17 protein-coding genes and 2 pseudogenes are annotated in these 21,760 nt (G+C 50.3%); 5 read left to right on the forward strand and 14 right to left on the reverse strand.

Annotated elements, in window-relative coordinates; translation table 11 throughout:
• Together FEK42_RS18605 and FEK42_RS18610 are read left to right on the forward strand one after the other, a co-directional pair.
• A partial coding sequence (locus FEK42_RS18605) for an autotransporter outer membrane beta-barrel domain-containing protein (RefSeq protein ID WP_138211915.1) occupies window positions 1–691 on the forward strand: 691 nt, incomplete at its 5' end.
• Window positions 692–824: 133 nt separating this feature from the next.
• A complete protein-coding gene (locus FEK42_RS18610; protein WP_130218317.1) occupies window positions 825–1,457 on the forward strand; it encodes a LysE family transporter in 633 nt (210 codons plus the stop codon).
• 399 nt (window positions 1,458–1,856) lie between these two features.
• Here the strand turns inward: FEK42_RS18610 and yahK are convergent, their stop codons facing one another.
• From yahK to FEK42_RS18650, 9 genes and pseudogenes are all read right to left on the reverse strand, one after another.
• Window positions 1,857–2,906: an NADPH-dependent aldehyde reductase YahK gene (gene yahK / locus FEK42_RS18615; protein ID WP_130261253.1), complete on the reverse strand. Its 1,050-nt coding sequence runs from the start codon at window positions 2,904–2,906 to the stop codon at window positions 1,857–1,859.
• Window positions 2,907–3,142: 236 nt separating this feature from the next.
• On the reverse strand, window positions 3,143–3,553 hold the full coding sequence (locus FEK42_RS18620; RefSeq protein ID WP_135490852.1) for an ASCH domain-containing protein: 411 nt from the start codon (window positions 3,551–3,553) through the stop codon (window positions 3,143–3,145).
• Between the two features lie 319 nt (window positions 3,554–3,872).
• Window positions 3,873–5,255, reverse strand: coding sequence for an amidohydrolase family protein (locus FEK42_RS18625; protein WP_135492017.1), 1,383 nt, complete (start codon window positions 5,253–5,255; stop codon window positions 3,873–3,875).
• 9 nt (window positions 5,256–5,264) lie between these two features.
• Window positions 5,265–6,215: a carbamate kinase family protein gene (locus FEK42_RS18630; protein WP_000661631.1), complete on the reverse strand. Its 951-nt coding sequence runs from the start codon at window positions 6,213–6,215 to the stop codon at window positions 5,265–5,267.
• A gap of 49 nt (window positions 6,216–6,264) precedes the next feature.
• Window positions 6,265–6,345, reverse strand: a pseudogene (gene yahH / locus FEK42_RS23220) (protein YahH); the annotation flags it as partial.
• A gap of 13 nt (window positions 6,346–6,358) precedes the next feature.
• Window positions 6,359–7,777 (reverse strand): DUF1116 domain-containing protein, encoded by a 1,419-nt coding sequence (locus FEK42_RS18635; RefSeq protein WP_135492016.1) that lies wholly within the window; start codon window positions 7,775–7,777, stop codon window positions 6,359–6,361.
• Complete coding sequence (gene fdrA, locus FEK42_RS18640; RefSeq protein WP_131161599.1) at window positions 7,777–9,324, reverse strand: acyl-CoA synthetase FdrA; 1,548 nt, start codon at window positions 9,322–9,324, stop codon at window positions 7,777–7,779. The genes FEK42_RS18635 and fdrA overlap by 1 nt, the downstream gene beginning before the upstream one ends.
• Window positions 9,314–10,177: a DUF2877 domain-containing protein gene (locus FEK42_RS18645; RefSeq protein WP_135492015.1), complete on the reverse strand. Its 864-nt coding sequence runs from the start codon at window positions 10,175–10,177 to the stop codon at window positions 9,314–9,316. The genes fdrA and FEK42_RS18645 overlap by 11 nt, the downstream gene beginning before the upstream one ends.
• A gap of 39 nt (window positions 10,178–10,216) precedes the next feature.
• Window positions 10,217–10,822: an ankyrin repeat domain-containing protein gene (locus FEK42_RS18650; RefSeq protein WP_135492014.1), complete on the reverse strand. Its 606-nt coding sequence runs from the start codon at window positions 10,820–10,822 to the stop codon at window positions 10,217–10,219.
• 257 nt (window positions 10,823–11,079) lie between these two features.
• Between FEK42_RS18650 and FEK42_RS18655 the strand changes: the two genes are divergently transcribed.
• Together FEK42_RS18655 and FEK42_RS18660 are read left to right on the forward strand one after the other, a co-directional pair.
• On the forward strand, window positions 11,080–11,577 hold the full coding sequence (locus FEK42_RS18655; RefSeq protein WP_138211916.1) for a DUF1097 domain-containing protein: 498 nt from the start codon (window positions 11,080–11,082) through the stop codon (window positions 11,575–11,577).
• Between the two features lie 91 nt (window positions 11,578–11,668).
• Window positions 11,669–12,601, forward strand: a complete 933-nt coding sequence (locus tag FEK42_RS18660; protein ID WP_130261244.1) for a LysR substrate-binding domain-containing protein — start codon at window positions 11,669–11,671, stop codon at window positions 12,599–12,601.
• 41 nt (window positions 12,602–12,642) lie between these two features.
• On the opposite strand, the gene FEK42_RS18665 is transcribed toward FEK42_RS18660, so the two are convergent.
• Window positions 12,643–13,731, reverse strand: coding sequence for an EAL domain-containing protein (locus FEK42_RS18665; protein ID WP_130209778.1), 1,089 nt, complete (start codon window positions 13,729–13,731; stop codon window positions 12,643–12,645).
• Window positions 13,732–13,870: 139 nt separating this feature from the next.
• Window positions 13,871–17,854 carry an autotransporter outer membrane beta-barrel domain-containing protein gene (locus FEK42_RS18670; RefSeq protein ID WP_135492013.1) on the reverse strand — a complete coding sequence of 1,328 codons (3,984 nt, stop codon included), beginning with the start codon at window positions 17,852–17,854 and terminating at the stop codon, window positions 13,871–13,873.
• Between the two features lie 597 nt (window positions 17,855–18,451).
• Between FEK42_RS18670 and FEK42_RS18675 the strand changes: the two are divergent.
• Window positions 18,452–18,681, forward strand: a pseudogene (locus FEK42_RS18675) (choline dehydrogenase); the annotation flags it as partial.
• A gap of 95 nt (window positions 18,682–18,776) precedes the next feature.
• On the opposite strand, the gene FEK42_RS18680 reads toward FEK42_RS18675, so the two are convergent.
• Genes FEK42_RS18680 through FEK42_RS18690 form a run of 3 tightly spaced genes read right to left on the reverse strand, consistent with a single transcriptional unit; the run spans window position 18,777 to window position 21,622 of the window.
• The gene (locus tag FEK42_RS18680; protein WP_135492012.1) at window positions 18,777–19,472 is read right to left on the reverse strand and encodes a lactate utilization protein C; all 696 of its coding nucleotides are present in this window, start codon (window positions 19,470–19,472) and stop codon (window positions 18,777–18,779) included.
• Window positions 19,465–20,892: a LutB/LldF family L-lactate oxidation iron-sulfur protein gene (locus FEK42_RS18685; RefSeq protein ID WP_135408117.1), complete on the reverse strand. Its 1,428-nt coding sequence runs from the start codon at window positions 20,890–20,892 to the stop codon at window positions 19,465–19,467. The genes FEK42_RS18680 and FEK42_RS18685 overlap by 8 nt, the downstream gene beginning before the upstream one ends.
• 10 nt (window positions 20,893–20,902) lie before the next feature.
• Entirely contained in the window at window positions 20,903–21,622 is a 720-nt protein-coding gene (locus FEK42_RS18690) for a (Fe-S)-binding protein (protein WP_135409559.1), read from the reverse strand.
• Between the last annotated feature and the right edge of the window lie 138 nt (window positions 21,623–21,760).

The raw sequence follows: 21,760 nt of genomic DNA on the forward strand, positions 1-21,760 counted from the left end.
GGCTGTCTATGCCAACAGCAAGAGTCACACGCATTCCAGCCTGACCGGGTACAGCTCACGTGGGCAAATCCACGGCTACAGCGTGGGCGTGTATGGCACCTGGTACGCTAACGAAGCAGACAAAACAGGGACTTATGTTGACAGCTGGTTGCTCTATAACTGGTTTGATAACAGCGTCTCCGGCGAGTACCTGCCGAGTGAGAAATATCACTCTGACGGCATCACTGCTGCCGTTGAAGCGGGTTACACCTTCCGTCTCGGTGAAAGCGCTGATGCCCGCACCAGCTACTGGTTGCAGCCCAAAATGCAACTGACGTGGATGGATGTGAAGGCAGACAATCATACGGAAGACAATGGCACGCTGGTTGAGGACAGCACCGAAGGCAACCTGCAAACGCGTCTGGGGGTTAAAGCGTATCTGCAGGGTCATCATGCTATTGATGATCATAAAGAGCGTTCTTTCCAGCCTTTCGTGGAAGCCAACTGGATTTATAACTCACGCAATTACAGCGTGAAAATGGATGGCATCAGCGATGCAATTACTGGCACGCGTAATATTGGCGAGTTAAAAATGGGGGTAGAAGGTCAGCTTACCCCGCGTCTGCAACTGTGGGGCAACGTCGCCCAGCAGTTGGGTGACAATGGTTACAGCGATACCCAGGGAATGCTGGGCGTGAAATATCTCTTCTGATACCCCTTTGCCACCTGTCACAGTACGGGTGGCACTCTCTTAGATCGACAACCTTTGTGATCGCGCTCGCATTCAGTCATTTTTACTATAAATATGATGAAGTTAATTCAGCTTATTTATGGGTGAAATCACTATGGACCCCTTGCACGCCGTTTACCTGACCGTCGGACTGTTCGTCATCACCTTTTTTAATCCGGGGGCAAATCTCTTTGTCGTGGTACAAACCAGCCTGGCCTCAGGCCGTCGTGCAGGTGTACTCACCGGGCTTGGCGTGGCGCTTGGCGATGCCATCTATTCCGGGTTGGGATTGTTTGGGATGGCGACGCTCATTACCCAGTGTGAAGAGATTTTCTCACTCATTAAAATCGTCGGCGGCGCTTATCTTTTATGGTTTGCCTGGAACAGTATGCGCCGACAATCAACACCACAGATGAGCGCATTACAGCAGCCGCTTAATGCTCCCTGGTATGTATTTTTCCGCCGTGGACTCATTACCGATCTCTCTAATCCACAAACAGTTTTATTTTTTATCAGTATCTTCTCAGTGACGTTAAGCGCAGAAACGCCGACCTGGGCGCGGTTTATGGCCTGGGCGGGGATTGTGCTCGCATCTATTATCTGGCGTGTATTTCTTAGTCAGGCGTTTTCTTTACCCGCCGTGCGTCGTGCATACGGGCGTATGCAGCGCGTTGCCAGTCGGGTTATTGGTGCGATTATTGGTGTCTTTGCGCTACGGCTGATTTATGAAGGAGTGACACATCGGTGAGCTGATAATTGTAACCAACCCAATTGAGAAATTGGACCGCCATCGAGGCCTCGAACCCCGTACCATACAACAATCCTGGTTGTCGTCTGCTCTTCCTGATGAGCTAATGGCGGTTTTTTGATACGAACCTTACAGCATATTTCCTGTCAGGCCCTGGTGCGATGCATAAGATACAGAAACTGCCCTACGCGAACATGACGGAATTATGATTTTTTTCATATGAATGTCAACTCGTACATTCACAAAATATATTTATTGATCGTTTAATAAGCAGCACTGGGTCATGTCGACTGATCGCTTTACACAGGCAGCGAGCTCTTGCCCCTGCCCTGAATGTTGTCGCTCTCTTAGTGCCGGAGAGCGACGTTATATGTAGCACTACACGCTATATTTAATTTTTCAGTCCGTTAGCGTGCCATTATCAATCACAAAGCGATATTTCACATCGCCGCGCAACATTCGCTCATAGGCTTCGTTAATTTGATCGGCCCGAATCATCTCTATATCAGCTACGATGCCATGTTCGGCGCAGAAGTCGAGCATCTCCTGGGTTTCTGGAATGCCGCCAATCATCGAGCCGGCAATTGAGCGACGTTTCATGATCAGGTTGAAAACCTCCGGCGACTTATGCGGCGTTGCGGGAGCGCCAACCAGCGTCATGGTGCCATCGCGTTTCAGCAAAATCGTAAAATCATCGAGATTATGCGGCGCAGCAACTGTATTTAAAATGAAATCGAAACTCTTCACGTGGGCCGCCATTTCATCGGCATTACGCGAGTTAACGACTTCATCAGCCCCCAGGGCTTTTGCCGCTTCGCGTTTTGATTCAGAAGTGGTAAACGCCACCACATGCGCCCCCATAGCGTGGGCCAGCTTGATTCCCATATGCCCCAGACCGCCAATGCCGACCACGCCCACTTTTTTACCTGGCCCGGCCTGCCAGTGGCGCAGCGGTGAATAGGTCGTAATGCCTGCACACAGCAACGGCGCAACGGCGGCAAGCTGCTCTTGCGGGTGGCGAATACGTAAAACGTAACGCTCATGAACAACAATTTGCTGCGAATAACCGCCCAGAGTATGGCCCGGCTCGTCTGGCGTCGGCGCGTTATAGGTCCCTATCATGTGATCACAATAGTTTTCCAGCCCGTCTTCACACTCTTCGCAGTGTTTACAACTGTCGACAATACAGCCGACGCCCACCAGATCGCCCGGCGCATGTTTTTCCACCTGATCACCAACGGCCACCACGCGACCCACAATTTCATGGCCTGGCACGCAGGGATAAACCGTCCCCGCCCACTCCGAACGGACCTGGTGGATATCGGAATGGCAGACGCCACAATAAGCGATTTCGATTTTGACATCATGCGGTCCCGGTTCACGGCGGGTGATGTCCATCGGTTCCAGCGGTTGTTTAGCGGAATATGCACCAATAGCTTTGATCTTCATTGCGTTTACTCCTGATTAGCTATGTGTATTTGGCGATGCCTGATATGTCATCGCGGCAAAACGCGTCCATTGAATATAGCCAATATTTAAGCCGCCCGATCCAGCCCCAACATACCGCGTACCTGAATCAAACAGAGCAGCAACGTTCCCCACAGGGCCAATACGTGTAATTTTTGCCATACGTAAAAGAGTAAAACTGACTATATTTATTTTTTGGGCGCAGATAAATTAATTATCTACACAACGGCAATAAGGGCATACTCTTCGAAGATAACGTCCATTTCTGGCGAATAACTTCCTTCCGCCTCGAAAAAACGACGGTGTTCATTACGCCAATATTTAAGACTGAGATCACCTTCGCCTTCCTTACGGGCAAACTCTTCAGTGACATCTGAAAAGCGCAGTAAATGCAGGCCAATAATTCTGATAACACAAACAGGCTCGCCAGCGCTATTTTGCACAATCTTATACTCACCAATCATCGGAAACGCATTGTCCTCAATACATCCCGCCAGCGAACCACAGGAAGCAGTTTTAACACCAGTCGCAATCAACGTTGCGAGGTGATCGGCCAACGCTGCTGAATCGCCAAAAGTACAACAGGAAGCATGGGGATATTTTTGTGAGATATTTTCTTCTATGGACATGGGAATATTTACGTAATCATGGAAAAATAAATCACATCATAATTACTCTTGATAATAATCAGCAAGAGTATCATTGGTTTTTCTACGCTTAATCTTTTTTATCCGAAGCAGGTCACATTTATGGCTTGATAAATATCTTTGTTAAAACTCTTTTTTTGTGTATTTCTCTCAAATAACCCCCTAAAAATTATGCCTGGAGATTATAAAGTTCAGGATGATTCATTAGCAAACCACTGCCGACACACTCATATTCAGATAGCCCCACTCTCTGGGGCTTAAATCTCTTACTATTCACCGTTGCAGACATATCAAATGCGTATCAACCTGCCACACTCCCCCACACCAGTTGCCCTTTATGGAACGTCGCCGTTCTCGGCGAGATACGCGCCACCGCCTCGGCAGAACAGGAGGCGTCCACCAGCACAAAGCTGGCGTCATCCTGCGCTTTTGGCCACACACGCTCGCCTTTTTCGTTGAGCGGCAATACATCGCCAGTGGCTAAAAACAGCGAACGGGAGAGGTTCTGTTCGTTAGGGCGAATATAGAGCTGCGCGTACAGATTGGCTTTTTCCAGCATGTCGCCCAGGCCGTAAGGCGACCAGTGGTCGATAACGCTGTCGGTGCCGGTCATCACTTTTACACCTTTGTCGTGTAGCTGTTTGAGCGGCATATGCAACGTGCCAATCGGCACCGTCGAGGCGATAGAAATTTGCTGCGCCGCCATTCGGTTTGCCAGCGCATCGACCTGTTGTTCGTTGAGCGTAGCCAGCGCGAAGGCGTGGCTGATGGTCAGCTTGCCTTTCAGCTGTGGCGTTTTCTCCACTGTTTCAACCATATAATTGATGGCTGCCACGCCCGCCGGCGTGGTTTCGTGCAGGTGAATATCGACGCCTTTGTCGTAGTCCAGCGCAATCTGGAACATGGTGTCGAGGGATTTTTCCATCGCGCCATCGACACTGGTTGGGTCCAGCCCGCCGACGTAATGCGCCCCTGCCTGCATCGCTTCACGCATTAAGGGTTCCGATTTCGACAGCAGCAAACCGTGCTGCGGGAAGGCGACAATTTCACACTCGAAACCCGCCTGACGTCGCGCCAGCACCGCCTGCAAATTTTGCAGATTTTTCAGGCCGGAAACCGGTTCGATATTGCAGTGGCTGCGGGCAATGGTGGTACCTTTCGACTGCAATAAATCGATCAGTTTTTCCGCCCGTTCCTGGGTGTACGGTTGCAACTCCGGCAGCATTTTCTGCTCGAGTTTGATCATGTCCTGGATGGTGGTGCCTGCCGGACGATTGAGCGAGCGCCACGGCCCGCCGTAAAAGGTTTTGTCGAGATGAATATGCATGTCGCGGGTGGTGGGCAGCATCAGCTTACCGCCAGCGTCATAGTGCGGCAGCATGGCGTCCGGATGCTGCTTATTCTCGCGCAGGGCGACAATTTTACCGTCCTGAATCTCCACGGTCTGACGCGTCGTGCGGGTCTGCACCGCCACAGCGTTTTCGTAGTCAAAACCGGTTTCCAGCAGCACGTTGTCGAGATAGTAATGCGGGTCAGTGATTTTCATGGTGTTGTTCGCTTCGCAGTTTATAGTGCCAGAAACCGCCGCATGGGCGAGCGGCACAGAGGTACCAAACAGCGCAGCGGCGGTAACCATCTTACCGCTCTGGCTCAGAAACTCACGGCGGCTATTGCTTTCTTTCATCTTACGTCCTTACGTTTTAATAATATGGGTGCCCGTTTCGCCACGCAGCGCCGCAGGCAGGCATTCCGGCGTGGTGATAATCACTTCTTTGCCGCCCTGTTCCAGGAACGTCAGGCTGGCGATGATTTTTGGCAACATGCTGCCGGGCGGGAAATGCCCTTCCTGCATATAGCGGGTCATGGTGGCAATATCTACGCGATCCAGCGCCTGCTGCTGCGGCTTGCCAAAGTGAATACACACTTTTTCCACGCCGGTGGTGATCACCAGAATGTCGGCGTGAATTTCGCGAGCCAGTAGCGCGGTGGAGAGATCTTTGTCGATAACCGCGTCCACGCTTTGGTAATCCCCTGCTTCGCTGCGCACCACAGGAATTCCACCGCCGCCCGCGCCAATTACCACAAAGCCTTGTTGGATCAGCGCCTTAATGGCAGGTGCTTCGACAATACGTTTCGGTTCCGGCGAGGCGACAACGCGGCGATAGCCGCGTCCGGCATCTTCAACAAAACGCCAGTCAGGGTTAGCCTTTTGTAATTCGTCACGCTGGCTTTCACTGAAGAATGCACCGATGGGCTTGGTGGGATGAGCAAAACCCGGATCGTTTTTATCCACTTCCACCTGAGTCACCACGGTGACGGCTTTTTTCTCGCCGTGGCGCGCCAGTCGGTTGTTCAGCGCCTGTTGGATCAGATAGCCAATGCCGCCTTGCGTATCTGCCACACAGTTCGCCAGCGGCGTTAAGGGCAGCCCTTCGCGCTCGTGGGCAATCTCCGCACGGCGTAAATCCAGCCCGACCTGCGGCCCGTTGCCGTGGGTCAGCACAATGTCGTAATCGGAAGCCAGCATTTCCAGCACCGTATCGGCGACGGCTTTCACCGCCTCCGCCTGATGCTCAATCGACTGGCTGGCGTTATCTTTGATAATGCTGTTGCCACCAATGGCAACGACCACAAGTTCTTTCATGTTGTTATGTCCGCTACAGAGGGTGATGGGGTTATGACCAACGCCAGACTGCCTGATGCGCTACGCTTATCAGGCCTACAAATTCTCGTGCCATCCGTAGGCCGGATAAGGCGTTCACGCCGCATCCGGCATAAACATGTAAGTCAGACGCCGTAACGTTCGCACCAGCCAAGAATGGCTTTCTCGAAGCAGGCGAATGGTGGATGCACAATGCCCGCGCCAATCATGCCGACGCCCGCATCTTTATGGGCGATGGCGGTGTTGATCACCGGCAGAATGCCGCTGCTGCCCACGCGGGTGATGTCGATTGCCGACGGCACGCCCATAAAACCGAGCAGCGGAATGGTGACGTTGGGGTTTTCGCCAAGGGTGATTTCGCGCATCTGACGGGAGAAATCGATAGCCTCTTCCACCGTACCGCCCACCAGCGCGACGATTGCGGGCGCGGTCGCCATAGCAAATCCGCCAATGCCGTAGGTTTCAGTGATGGCGCTGTCGCCGATATCCAGCCCCGAATCTTCCGGCTTATAACCGGCAAACATCGGGCCGATCACCTGCTGCGCTGGGCCGGTAAACCATTGCCCCGGTAATCCGCTGACCCGCAGGCCAAACTCGACGCCGTTACGCGCCATGGTGGTCACCACGGTGCTGTATTCGATGCCGTGCGCCGCATCCATCGCCGCTTTACACATCGCCATCCACGTCGGGCCGGAGAAGTAGTCGCTGCTGGCAACAAACTCAAACACTTCGCGCTGTTGCTCCACGGAATAACCTGCCTGAATAATCCCCGGCGTCAGCGCCTGAATCAGTAGCGTCGTCCCGGCGTTATTGCGGTTATGGCACTCATCGCCCATATGCAGCGCTTGCGCCAACATTAAGCGCAGATCGATCTCGCCGATAATTTTCATCGCGTCGCGCAGCATTGGCCCCTGCACATCGCGCATCCAGTTGAGGCGGTCAATCACGCTCTGGTCGTTAGCGCCCATGCGCAAAATCTTCGCCATCTGCTCGCTCATGTTGGTGTAAGCGACGTTGCCGTAGGTTTTGTTTTTTACGATGTGCATAAACATCGAGGCCGAGGTGACGCCCGCCATCGATCCCACGCAGTCATGTTCGTGGCACGGCGAGAAGGTGATCTCCCCGGAAGCCGCCAGTTCAGCCGCCTCATCGAGATCTTTTGCCAGCCCTTCGAACACCAGCGCTCCGGTGACCGCGCCTTTCATCGCGCCGCACATTTTTTCCCAGGTAACCGGCGGCCCGGCGTGAAGAATGGTTTTCGGCGTCATGCCCGGCACCACGTTAATCGCCTGATCAAAACCAATCAGCACCGGATGCGACTGGATAATGCGCTCCAGCGCCTGCTGGTTAGCGGCGGCGATTTTGTCCGCCAGCGGTGAATCGGCAATGTTGTCCAGCGCCTGCACCACCTGCATATTGCCCTGTCCCGGCGGCGTCCAGTCGAGTTGGGTCACTTCTACATGCTGCTTTTTCAGGTCATCGCTAAACATGGCGATGCCGACGTTAATAACATTCAACGGTTGGCTAAACAGTGACTGGCTCATCAGGCTTCCTCCCCTTTGCAGATAAATTCACGCGCCAGCAATCCGGTATTGGTGCTGCTGCTCGCCAGAATCACTCCGGCATCAAGCAGCATCTGGCTTTGTTGTTCTAACGATGGCGTATCGAGATCGGTACCCAGCACATAGGCGAGAATGATCAACTCGCGTCCTTCGGCAGCGGCGATCGCTTTCGCTTCTTTGATCGCCTCGATGGTGGAGCCGACCGGATCTTCATGCGATCCAAATCCGAGCACAAAATCCATCACGATCACCGCCACTTCTGGATCGCGCGCTTCTTCGATCAAGCGGCTGATGCGGTTGGTGGGGTCAATCATTGGATGCGGCTTGCCGTTGGTGAAGTCGTCATCGCCAAAGTCGAGGAAGGTGTGTTTGATGCTGCGGTTGATATCTTTCAGGCGGAATTCAGGATCGGGCTGAATGTTGCTGTAGACATCGCCGTGTTTTTCCATCACCGCGAACATGGTTTCGTCACACAGCGTGCCACCGCAGAATAGGCCACGAATGTATTTCTGCTGCGGTTGCAGACGCGCACGCACATCCGCAATCAACGGCTGGTTCAGGGTATGCAGGTCGAGATGTTCCTGTTTCACGCCGGAGAGCATCACTGCTTTCAGCGCCGCTTCTTTGCTGCCGCGGGCAAACTGGAGTCCCTGCTCGTCAACCGGCGTTTCGCCACGACCGAGGAAGCAGACCACTACCGACTTGCGGCAGGCGCGCGCACGTTCCAGCACTTTGCGGGCCACCGCAGGCGCTGGCGGTTTGGAGATAAGCACAATGATTTCAGTTTGCGGATCGTTTTCCAGCATCCCGATAGCGTCGAGCATCATCAGGCCGCCGATTTTCTCGCTCAGGTCGCGCCCGCCGGTGCCAATCAGTTGCGAAACGCCGCCACCAAATTCATGAATGCGGACGCTCAGCTCCTGGCTGCCGGTGCCGGATGCGCCAACAATACCGATGTTGCCGCGACGCACGGCGTTACCAAAACAGAGAGCCGCGCCGTTGATAATCGCCGTGCCGCAGTCTGGCCCCATCATCAGCAGCCCTTTTTCGTGGGCCAGCTGCTTGAGCGCCAGTTCATCTTCAACCGAGACATTATCGGAAAACAGCATCACGTTAAGGTCGTTTTGCAGCGCCTGACGCGCTTCGCGCGCAGCAAACAGGCCGTTGACCGAAATCACTGCCAGGTTACTTTCCGGGATATGCTTTTTGGCGCTGGCAATCGTGGCGTAACGTGCCTCGTGCGAGCCGCTTTGCGCTTTGGTGTTGAACAACTCTTCAATCTCCACCAGCAACTGCTCGTTGTCCGCGCCCGCTTTGCCGTTGATGACAATCATCAGGTCGCCGTTTTTCGCCTGTTCCAGCTCCGGCGTCAGCAGCCCTAAATTTTTCAGTACGCCTTTGTTCATTTCGGTCGCCATCGCCACAAATGCCTGCTCGACGCCGTCGAGTTTATTTGCACGCGTGGAGATAGACATCAGCGAGACAGAATCAAAATAGGTATTCGGTTTAATGACTATTTTAACTGACATAATTCCCTCCGTAGGTTTGGCTCAGCGCACAACCATCGGCCATGCCATACAGCATGTCGCAGCCGGAACTGGAGCCAATATGTTTAATTTTTTCTATTGCCTGAGTTGCGTTCCCAGGGATGTCATAAATAATGTCGTGTATAAAACGATGAATATTTTCCCGGCAGCGTTGTTGTAATGCGGCTTCCAGCGTTATGGCACTTAATAACGTGGTATTATTTTTGCCGCGTTGCAGACCGAGATAAAATTCCTCTTTGTATTTTTCCGCCGGATGCCCGGATATAAATAAAATAAGCGCCAGTCCTGTTAAATAATCGTCGGCTGATGGCGTAAGGCCAATCCCTAAGCCCATCATACTGGCGACTGCTAAGGCGATATTTTGTTTATCGTTTACTGCCTGAATAACTGCCCGTCGTTTAATATGTAATTCTTTATTTAATGCCTGATAAAACGGATTATCGCCGCGATAATTAAACAGGGTTTCATTTTCCCCCAGGTGCTGATGAATAATGTCGTGCCACTGTTGCCAGGCGATAAGGTGAAAATTCAGAGCGGTCATTTGCAAGGTTGGGGACAGCCAACGCTGACATCGACTCATCTCTATATGAAGATGTTGACCAACCGTAATGCCTTGATCGTCAAACTGAACCTTATCACCATGCCGGAACAGACCATCAAAGTGAGTGAGTGCCAACCGACAACTGTTTGGCGCATTGTCGTACTCTTCACAAAGCAGCGTCAGCAACTGCTGGCGGGCCGGGAGTGCGATATTTACCGCTCTGGCAAAGACCTGTTCAACCTGTCCTTTCCCCCGCTGCGCCAGAAAATCCGCATCCGCAGTTAGCGCCCACACACACCGTCTTTCTGGTGTGTCGATAGCCAGCCTCCCGGTTTATGCGCCTGCGGCAATCAGTAACTGCGCAATCTCTTCAAAGCCCCGTTCCCGCGCCAGTTCCAGCGGCGTTTTGCCATATTTATCCGTCATGTGCGGGCTGGCACCGTGTTCCAGCAATAGCTGGACAATCGCCTGCTGTTTAATCCCGCCATCGTTAAGCACAATCGCTTCCAGTAGCGGCGTCCAGCCAACATGGTTGGTCTGGTTAACGTTAATCTCCGTATGCGCCAAAAGTTCTTTCACAATACTTAAATGGCCTTTTTCACAGGCAGGCGTCAGGCCGACACCACCGAAACGGGTGACGCAATTAAGGTCTGGTTTAGCCGGTAAAATAATTCGTAGCAGCGTTAAATCACCGTTCAGGCAGCTCATTAAAAAAGGATTTAAACATGTCAGGTCTTGTTTATTAATATCCGCCCCGGCATCAATTAACGCCTGAACGCAAGCATATTGCTGATATAAACTTGCCAGCATAATTGCCGTTTTCCCCTGGCGATCGCAGGTATTAATATCGACACCCAGCGCAAGACAGGTTTTTACTTTATCGATATCGCCCTGTTGTGCAGCCAATAAATAGTCGGCAGGTAGATTTTTTATAGTCATTCACATTCCCCTGGTTTTTGTGGCTGTTTTCGATGAATTGAGAATAGCAACGATAATCTGATAAAAGAACCCGCTTAAATTTAATTCGCCGTATTTCGCCTTTTTGTTGAATGATGTTCAACAATCTTTTCGCAGTGTGCGGTAGTGCAATATTTGTTTCTTTGACCCGATACCCTTTCACTCAATCAGGTTTTATTTCTCTATAGTCTGCACATGTAAGCGCAGCTTTCGTCCATGTCTAACCAGAGGGGAACAAGATGAACGGACTCACTGCAACGGGTATAACCGTCGGTGTTTGTGCAGGGCTTTGGCAGTTAGTGTCTTCACATGTTGGGCTTTCTCAGGGATGGGAATTATTAGGTACGATAGGGTTCGTCGCCTTTTGCAGTTTTTATGCCGCAGGCGGCGGTAAATCGGGGTTTATCAGAAGCCTGGCGGTTAATTATTCCGGGATGGTGTGGGCGTTTTTCGCCGCGCTGGCTGCCGGTTGGCTGGCCTCTGTGAGTGGACTGTTCGCGTTCTGGGCGAGCGTGATTACGACTGTACCCTTCTCGGCGGTGGTGGTCTGGCAAGGGCGTTTCTGGTTACTGTCATTTATTCCCGGTGGCTTTCTCGGCATGACGCTGTTTTTTGCCAGCGGGATGAACTGGACGGTAACGTTACTGGGTTTTCTGGCGGGTAACTGCGTGGGGATAATTTCAGAATATGGCGGACAAAAATTAAGCGAAGCGACGACTAAACGCGACGGGTATTAAAAGTTATTCAAAAATGATTATCTATCTTTAACCGATACCTCTACAGTCATAGCTGGAGAAATTCATAGTAGATAATGGCGGGAATGGTTTAATGAACTCAATTTTTACCGAAGAGAATCTGTTGGCATTTACTACCGCTGCGCGTTTTGGCAGCTTCAGTAAAGCGGCAGAAGAGTTGGGTTTAACCACTTCCGCCATTAGCTACACCATCAAGCGTATGGAGACGGGGCTGGATGTGGTGCTGTTCACTCGTAACACCCGCAGCATTGAGTTAACCGAGTCCGGGCGTTATTTTTTCCGCAAAGCTACCGACCTGCTGAATGATTTTCACGCCATCAAACGCAGTATCGATACTATTTCTCAGGGCATAGAAGCGCGCGTGCGCATTTGTATTAATCAGCTACTTTATACGCCCAAACACACCGCACGCTTATTACAGGTGCTGAAAAAACAGTTTCCTACCTGCCAGATTACCGTGACGACCGAAGTGTATAACGGCGTCTGGGATGCGATTATCAATAATCAGGCGAATATCGCCATCGGCGCGCCCGACACGCTGCTGGACGGTGGCGGTATTGATTACACTGAAATTGGCGCGATTCGCTGGGCTTTTGCCATTGCCCCGGATCACCCACTGGCCTTTATGCCAGAACCGATCGCTGAAAGTCAGTTGCGTCTTTACCCTAATATTATGGTGGAGGACACCGCGCATACGATTAATAAAAAAGTAGGTTGGTTGCTGCATGGGCAGGAGTCGATTCTGGTGCCAGATTTCAATACCAAATGTCAGTGCCAGATTTTAGGTGAAGGGATTGGTTTTTTGCCGGATTACATGGTCCGTGAGGCGATGACGCAATCCCTGCTGGTTACCCGACAAATCCATAATCCGCGCCAGGATTCGCGCATGTTACTGGCGACTCAGCATTCTGCTACGGGTCAGGTGACGCAGTGGATTAAAAAACAATTTGCGCCAAATGGCATATTAACGGGGATCTATCAGGATCTACTGCATCGGGAGAATTGATACCACTCAACCTCCCGATGCGTTGTGAATAGCGGTTTAGATCAACCACCTGCTTTCATTACCCATTCAGAGATAAATTTATTACCCGGTACTGGCGGAGAATACAAATAGCCCTGCAAAAAGTGAACGCCTTTACCGATCATTAAGTCCGCCTGTTCCTGAGTTTCCACCCCTTCAGCCACGATACTCAGACCAGGTTTACGCGCCAGTTCGACAATATTGTCGACAATATGACCGGAGATTTCGTCCACGCTCGCCATTTGCACAAATGACTTATCGATCTTAATAAAATCGACCGGGAACGCCTGCAAGTAACGATAGGTCGCATAACCCGTACCAAAGTCATCCAGCGCAAAGGTAATGTTGTGCTGATGAAGGCTATCAAATATCGCTCTGGCTTCTGGCGTTACCGGAATAGGGTTACGTTCCGTCAGCTCAAGAACCAGCTTGATTTTATCGTTACCTAATTTCTTAACCAGGTTCAGACACTCTTTTTCAAATCCCGCAGCCAAGAAACAGCCCGCCGAGACGTTGATACCAATATGGAAATTGTCCGGCAGCAAATGTTTTACCGGCATCAGAATATCCGCAGTCTGTTTCATCAACTGGCGGGTCATTATGACGATAAGACCAGATGACTCCGCCAGAGGAATAAATTGATCCGGCGGGATGATTCCCGTTTGCGGATGTTCCCAACGAACAAGCACTTCACAACCTGTCAGTACCCCTGTCTGAGCACAAAATACCGGTTGGATCCACGGTTTGAATTCATGGTTTTCCAGCGCCAGACTGATGGCTTCAGGTGTGACAATATGGTGACAACGGTTGTCAGGAAGATAAATTTTATTTTTATTTCCCGTAGCAGTGGTTACCTGCGGGTGATACTGAAAAAAGATATCCCGCCAGAAAGTGATATCACTCTGGATGCCTAATTTCTCATACAACTGCTTCTTTTGATGTGAAATTGTCTTTGCACTGCGATTTCTGTACTGTGAGATTTCTGTAACCGACATCCCCTCCATTAGCAGCTTGAGTAAAAGCCGTTCTTTTTCGGACACAATACCAGGCAACGTCAAATTAACCGTTGCGCCGAACTCTTCCAAAAAAACACTCAAATCATGCGAAGCCATTGAACACACCTTGATTAAATCTTGTGCGCCAGCTTAATCTGCTTGTCTTCACTCTGGCAGGAAAAGCTGACTGCAAGAAAATGACACAGAGAGCCGAATTGGTACCCATTCGGCTCTCTCCTTTTACTTATTATTCAGATCAGAATTGCCACTTAACGCCAATCATTGCAGAGGTGTCATTATATCCCTTATCAGCAACCTGAACGCCCACATTTCCCCAGACATTCAGGTTGGCATTTAGCTGTCCTTCAACACCCGTCTTTATCTCGGCAATATTTCGGGCGCCATCCTGAGTGACTGACACGCCATCCATGCTGGTGCTGAAATCCTTACTGTTATGCAACCAGTTCACTTCCACAAATGGCTGGAACTCGCGGGATTTACCGTCGTCCATTTTATGATGACTCTTCAGCCAGGTTTTTACACCAAGTCGAGTCTGAATGTTGCCGTCACCGCTGCTATCAACGAGAGTCCCATTGCTTTCGCGGTGCTTATCGGCTTTGACTCCCATCCAGGTAACCTGTGCTTGCGGCTGAACATACCATTCATTACGCGTTCCCTGACTGCCATTAAATTCAGCTAATTTGTGTTTGTATCCAGCTTCCAGTGAAGCGGTAAATCCTTTTGATTTATAGGATTCACTTTGTAAATCATCCCCTTTCACTGTGTTATCAAACCAGCTGTACTGCGCCCAACTGTCGAGATACGCGCCATTATGCGATTCGTCATCAGCATACCAGGTGGCATACAGGCCAGTGCTATATCCATTCACACTCGCTTTTGAACGATAACCGGTTCGCGAGGAAATGGTTTTGCTGTCGCTGTTGCCATATCCCGCCATGACCCCAACATGCCAGCGGTCGCTGCCGTTTTGGCTCCACTGCGCGATATCGCCTCCCAGTTGCAGAACATAGCGATTGCTTTGGGTTTTCAGCTGGCCGCTGCCATCGCGCCATTTATTATGACCACCTTCATGGCGCATCCACATAGTGGTTTGTTTCTGCTCACCCGTCACCATGTCGGTATAGTACGTATTACCCAGACGCTCATGCAGACGCGTAGTGAACATGGTATTCGCTGCTGCAAGGTTCGCGATGTAGCTACCCGCCTCCGGTCGCAGGTCATTATCCACATTCAGATCCGGACCCGGCGTCGGCTCTGGAGTCGGAGTCGGAGTCGGAGTCGGATTAGGCTCCGGATTCGGCATCGGCTCTGGCTCCGGTTGCGGTTCAGCTGAATCACCACCACTGGTCAGATACCAGTTTCCGCTGTTTGCCCCCTTACCACGCGCGAGAGTGTAGTCATATGCGCCCGCAACGATACGTCCCGCCTGAACAAATTCCCCCTCAGACTTACCATCAACATGGATAAGTTCAATACCGTTAAGCGTTTTAGCGCCTGTACCACCAGCGTTATTCACCGTAACGGAAGTCGTGCCGCTGGTATCGCCCTCAACAACCAGTTTATCCGTCACTGAATCATCGCCATTCAGTGCCGTATTCATCACCAGTCGGCCGTTATCACCATGGTAATTCCCCTTCACAACTAACGCGTTGCCCGCTTGCTGTCCAGACTCTCCGGTCATCAGCGTACCGTTGTTGGTCAGGTTGCCGCCCAGGGTGTAATTCACAGGCACAGCCGCTCTTTTTTCAGCGCTATTATTCAACACCAGGGTACCGTTGTTCTCAACATTTGCGCTACCCAATCCCTGTGCATGACTTACCAGAACATTAGCCGAGCTAGCAATATTCATATTAGCCGTCAGGTTGCTGTTATCGCCCGCAAGGTCCAGCGTGCCGTCCTGAATATTCAGCTCCCCGTTACCCGTTAACGAACCGGCTGAAGTCCCCCCGTTGGCAAGAGTCAGACTACCGCCGTTTAAGTTCAGCAGCGAATCTGCGCTCCCATTGAGCGTATCCACGGTCTGGCTGTGACCATTCATATCCAGTTCAGTCTCTGCCGCCAGACGCAGTTCACGGGTATTACCCAACACGTTATCGTTATTCAACAAGAGCGTCCCGCTGCGCAGATCGGTAATACCGGTATAGTCGTTGTCTTTGTTAGAAAGCGATACGGTCTGACCTTTCTGGCTGCTGAATGCCAGGTCACCACTGCCGGTAATCTTTGCGCTGAGATCGGCGGCATTGTCACTTTTACCGTTAGCGCTCAGCACCAGGGCATCGCTGTCGGTCGCCTGCAAATCAAGCTGCGTCAGGCCATAGCCGATATACAGGCCATCATTGTTTACCCCACTCGTCAGACGATAGTCGTAAGTGCCGACGGCCGCTGTTTGTCCATTCTGCTGAATATCACGTTGGGCGCTGCTGGAGAGAATTTGCCCATTTTTATCCTGCAATTGCAGGTTGCCCGCATCCCCCAGAACTTCCGCACCTTGCGCATCAACCAGCTTAATGGCGCTGTTACCATCATCAACTTCAGTAAGCGATAACGCGGAGTCAATATCACGAGATACTGAGCGGACAACGTCACTGTCAGAAACCTGAATCACACCCTCGCCGCGCAGATCCAGCGTTTTACTAACGTTGACCGTCCCTTCTGTCATCTGTGCACCTGCTGTCAGGGCACCAAAATCAACGGTTCCGCCGGAGAATCCCAAAGTGCTAATGGAGTGAGCGCCCTTACCCACCGTTACCAGGCTTCCCTGACCCGCAGTGATCCCGCCTTTCTGCAGAAACTCAGCATTCTTTTCCAGGTTAAATGTCGTGTTCTGGAACGCCAGTGAACCCTGGAACCAGTCTGTATAAGCAAACTCATCGAAGGAGAATTCGTGATTCCCCATGTTTATTTCAACAATGCCTCTACCTTCAAGATCGTTATCAAATACCCAATCTTTGTTGGCATTAATTTGCAATTTGCCATCAACATCCAGCTCTGCACGGCCGATGTTCTTATCTTCAGAAATAACCGCGACAGCATCGGAAGCAACATCAATATATCCGTAGAATGCATTGTTATTGCCGGTCAACTCCACCGTCCCACCGTCGATACTTATTGTACCGTTGCCGGAAATCTTATTGGCAAAGGTCATGCTATCCTCAGCCTTCAGGTGTAATTTCCCGCGGTTGTTGATTTCTGCTGTACCTATATTTTGAGTGATCCCTAAAGCGCCATTTTGCTCAATTTTGACTTTACCGCTAAAGGCAGAGTTATCACCGGTTAAGTAAGTCGTGCCATTGAGCGCATTGATATAGCCCAGGCCCTCGCTGCCACTGACAATATCCGCGGAAATAGTCGCGTTTTTATCCGTGTGGTTTAAGGTGATTTTCTTATCGGATGTCGAAGCCCAGACAAACTCAATTTTTTCGGCATCAATAATCCCTGCTGCCTTCGCTGCGCTTCCTTCCTGTGCACCTAACGCCAACTCAGAGTTGGTGCTTAAACTAATAGTCGGCGCAGAAATTTTACCACCTTCCGAAACGGCAAGTGTTGTATCGGAGTTTTGATTATAATAGCCCAGGCTAATTTGCTTCCTGGCATTAACTTCACCGCCGTTATTAACTGACAGGTACTGATCACCACCGTAACTGCTGAAAACGCCCATAAAGAAGGTTTCGGAATTTACCTGGCTACCTTCACCACTGACATTTCCCTGCGTATAAGTCAGACGACTGGTGCCCTTAACATGGATTTTGCCGCCATTGGAGACATTAAAATAGCCACGATCATGCCAGGAGCCGGAGTTTGAATCATATAAATCATCAGCATACAACTCACTACCAGCATTGGAGACGTTCAGGAAACCCGTACCTTTCAACAGTACGTCAAGCTGACCATTGATATAGACTTTCCCTCCGGTTATATCCAGCCCACCATTAGAAGCGAGAGTAAAACGAGGACGGGAAGTATCTGTTACGTTAATAACCAGATTAGCGTTATCAGTCACCGTAATACGGTAATCGATGTTCTGATCGGCTTTGCCGTAATCAACGGTCTTATCCTCGTTCACGATGAAATCACCAGAGAACGCCAGAGATGAATATAAACTTATCGCGCTAATTAAAACAGCCCGGGACTTTTTTCCTTTTATTTTGCTTCCCAGTTCAGAGCAGACACTCCAACAGTTACGGGACCTGTTCCACTTTAGCCGATATATTTTATTCATCACAATCTCCAGCAATACATCCAAATAAAACCAAGATTGCATAAACAGCAACGCATAAAATGCCATCCCGGTTACTGTTCATGGCATATATAAATTCAAAAAAATCGCATAACATTGATAACCACATACCTGGGTATGCAGTTCAGAGAGTAATAATAGATTAACTTACTACCGGACACCTATTTCAAATTAACAATCTTAACTTTACCCTTACATTAGCACCCAGTCTCAAACATATGCGCATTATATGTATCTGAAAGCTCAAATCAACTCAAAACATAAACAAGGAGCAGGCATTACACCCATAATATATAACCAACGAAAGTGATAACTCTAATTAGGTATTTAAATATAAGAATTGTCTTATTAATAAATATATATGCGCATAAGACTGAATCCATTCAGCTTTCATTCATATAAAATCGTTAATTAATAGAATATAAGATTTACAAGTGACTAAGAGGAATTACAAGATATGAAGTTACAACTATATATAATATATGCATAAAATTCTACAGTGGTTCAATGATTCCCGTACCATATGCAGAGATGGCGCAGTTTTATGCACGTCCTGGAACATCACACTATTCCCTGTGTGTCGATTGTCAGACCGATGAACAGCTCAACGAACTTGTGCGTAATTGCACCGAAACCGCCTTTCCCCCGTGCGATGCGTACAGAACAGACTACGACGAGACGGCGGGCCGTATACAAACTGGAAGGCCTGCGCGTGGTGGATGCATCAATTATGATTGGCGAAAAGCACGGCTGCGTATTTTGTGGCGAATGGAATGCCGCTGAGAACTAAAAATTCAGTCGCGACTTGATTTGGCTGTAGGCCTTGTAAGGTTGAGAGTTACCGTTTTGATATGGGACTGAATCCTGCCATAAAAACGTGAGGTAACTCTCATGTTACTCCCTCTCAGCAATCCTCAATGATCAGGTACACCGCCTTTACCGGGCCATGAACCCCGACGACTTTGATAAGCTCAATATCCGCCGTTGAACTGGGGCCACTAATAATGTTAATGCAGGACGGCATACGTTCACCGGACTGCGCTTTCTGATGCAATTTTTCTGCAAGTTGCGCCACGCGTGGCAGGATGGTGCTTTTGCGCAGGATAAAAATTGAGGACTCAGGGAGCAAACTCAACGAGCGTCCACGCTCAGCAGCGGAAAAAAGCACCACGCCTCCCGATTCTGTTAAGCCATATTCAGCATACACTACGCCAACTTTAGCCTGCTCTGCCTGCGAGATATTCTCGGCACCTTTCAGCGGATCCCACACGACGGCATTGCATTCCTGCTGTAAACGTTCACTGATCCCCAGTTCTTCCAGTCGCCTGTCGCCACTAACCACAACCGACTGATCTCCCAGCTCTTTACACAGGCGTAATGCAGCATCCGCGGCCTGCGCCTCGCTGATCAGTTCACAACGCGTCAACATGACATCACTGGCAAACTGGATAAACGCGTCACAGCGCTGTTGCTGGTTAAGTTCAGTAAGACGCTCGTTTGCATAGTTGTTAAGCGGTACATCTTCTGTTTGCGGTTCGAGTCGCAACGGACGCCCCAGTGCCTGAGCGATGTTTTGCAAGAATTCGCTTCGATTATCCATTCTTTTTCTCCTGCGCCTGATGTTTCTTAAACCAACTACGGAAACTCTCGCCGTCAGCTTCAGGAAGATCGCGGGCTTCCATCCAGTCGCTAATCGCACCGATCTTGAGTGGTGTTTTGCCGCCACTGATAAACCAGCTTGCCGCATGAGCGCCTGCCATCATTCCGACTTTCCACAATCCCGGATGACTATTGGCATAAGCGAACATTTTGATCGCCCGTTGCTCTGCTTTTGCGGTGATCCCTTTTTCAGCCATCACTCGACGATGGCGCAAAATCAGTTTTGACAGAGGAATACGCACCGGACACACGCTGTCACAGGCCGTGCATAAAGAGCAGGCGTAGGGTAAATCTTTAAAATCTTTATAGCCGCCAAGTAGCGGAGAAATCACCGCGCCGATTGGCCCTGGGTAAATAGATCCGTATCCGTGACCTCCAATGTGGCGATATGCCGGACAAGTATTCATGCAGGCCCCGCAGCGAATACAGCGCAGCACATCCCGAAATTCAGAGGCCAGCACTTCAGAACGCCCGTTATCAACAATAACCAGATGAAACTCTTCAGGCCCGTCCACATGCCCCGCTTCGCGCGGCCCTGTCAGCCAGGTGTTGTATCCCGTCAAACGTGCGCCAACGGCACTACGCGCCAGCATGGTGATCAATACATCAACCTCGGCAAACGTGGGGGCAATACGCTCCATCCCCATCACCGCGATGTGCGTTTTAGGTAGCGTGGTACACATTCGCGCATTGCCTTCATTGGTCACCAGGCATACCGAACCGGTTTCTGCTACCGCGAAATTACAGCCGGTTATACCGATTTCGGCACTGAGGAAATCTTCACGGATCTTTTGACGAATGAATAAGGTCATCGCTTCAGGCGTCTCCGGGCCATCATAGCCCAGACGTTCGTGTAGCACCCGGCGGATCTGGTGGCGATCTTTATGGATAGCCGGAACCACAACATGAGATGGCGGATCTTGATCCAACTGAAGAATGTATTCACCCAGATCGGTTTCAATCACCTGAATGCCAGCATCCTGCAACACATGATTGACGCCAATCTCTTCGGTCACCATCGATTTAGATTTCACCACCTTCCGGGCATTTTTGCGTTGGGCGACCTGTAAAATATAGCGGGTAGCGTCTTCTTTGGTTTTTGCAAAATAGACGTGACCGCCGTTTTGCGACACTTTTTCGGAGAGCTGGTACAGATAAGCGTCAAGATTACTCAGAACATGATCACGTATCTGGCTGGCACGATCGCGCCACTCCTCCCAGTGACCTAATTCATCGACCATTTTTTGCCGATTTGCCCCAATACGCTGCTGCGCGTTTGCCACCGCTTTGCGCATGATCGGATCTTCAATTTGCTGACGGATGCGTGTCTTGAATTCTGTATTACTGGTTTTGATCGACATCTTTATACCCTCAGCGGCTCATCAGCACTTCAGCAATATGCATCACTTTGACTTTCTGCCCTTCCCGTTGTAATCGCCCACTTATATTCAGCAAGCAACTAATGTCGGCACCAATTAAATACTCAGGACAGACCTCCATCAGGTGTGAAACCTTTTCTTTCACCATCTCGCCGGAAATTTCGGCCATTTTGACCGAGAACGTACCGCCAAACCCGCAGCAAGTATCCTGTTCGGCAAAGGGCAACAGCTCCAGTCCACGTACATTTTTTAGCAGCGTAAGTGGTTCATCCTTCACGCCCAACTTACGGGCCAGACTACAGGATGGATGGTATACCGCCCTCCCTTGCAAGCTGGCGCCTACATCAACGACCCCTAATGTATTGACAATAAAAGAAGTGAGATCCTGCATACGCGCGGCAACCTTTTCTGCACGTAATGCCCATTCTGGTTCGTCAGCCAGATATGTTGGGTAACTTTTTACGGCGTAAGTGCAGGAACCGGCGGGCGAAATAATGGGATCGTCGTTATCTTCAAGTGCAGCGATCAGATTTTTCATTCCTGGGATCGCTTCTTTGATATAACCACTATTGATCGCAGGCTGACCGCAGCATCCCTGTTTCTCAGGAAAATTTACGCGACAGCCGAGTTTTTCCAGGAGCAGCACGGAGTCACGTGCCATCCTTGATTTCAGGGCATCACCGATACAGGTAACAAAGAAATTTACATTCACAACCAATACTCCATTGCTTCATTTCTATTTATGCCTGATCGCAACCACTCCTTCCGGGTTATCAGACATCAATAAAAATGGCGGCTTTTTTATTGGGTAGCAGAATACAAATTCAGACTGATTTGTATGACAAATCAA

The organism is Escherichia sp. E2748 (assembly GCF_005781125.1).
Lineage (GTDB): Bacteria > Pseudomonadota > Gammaproteobacteria > Enterobacterales > Enterobacteriaceae > Escherichia.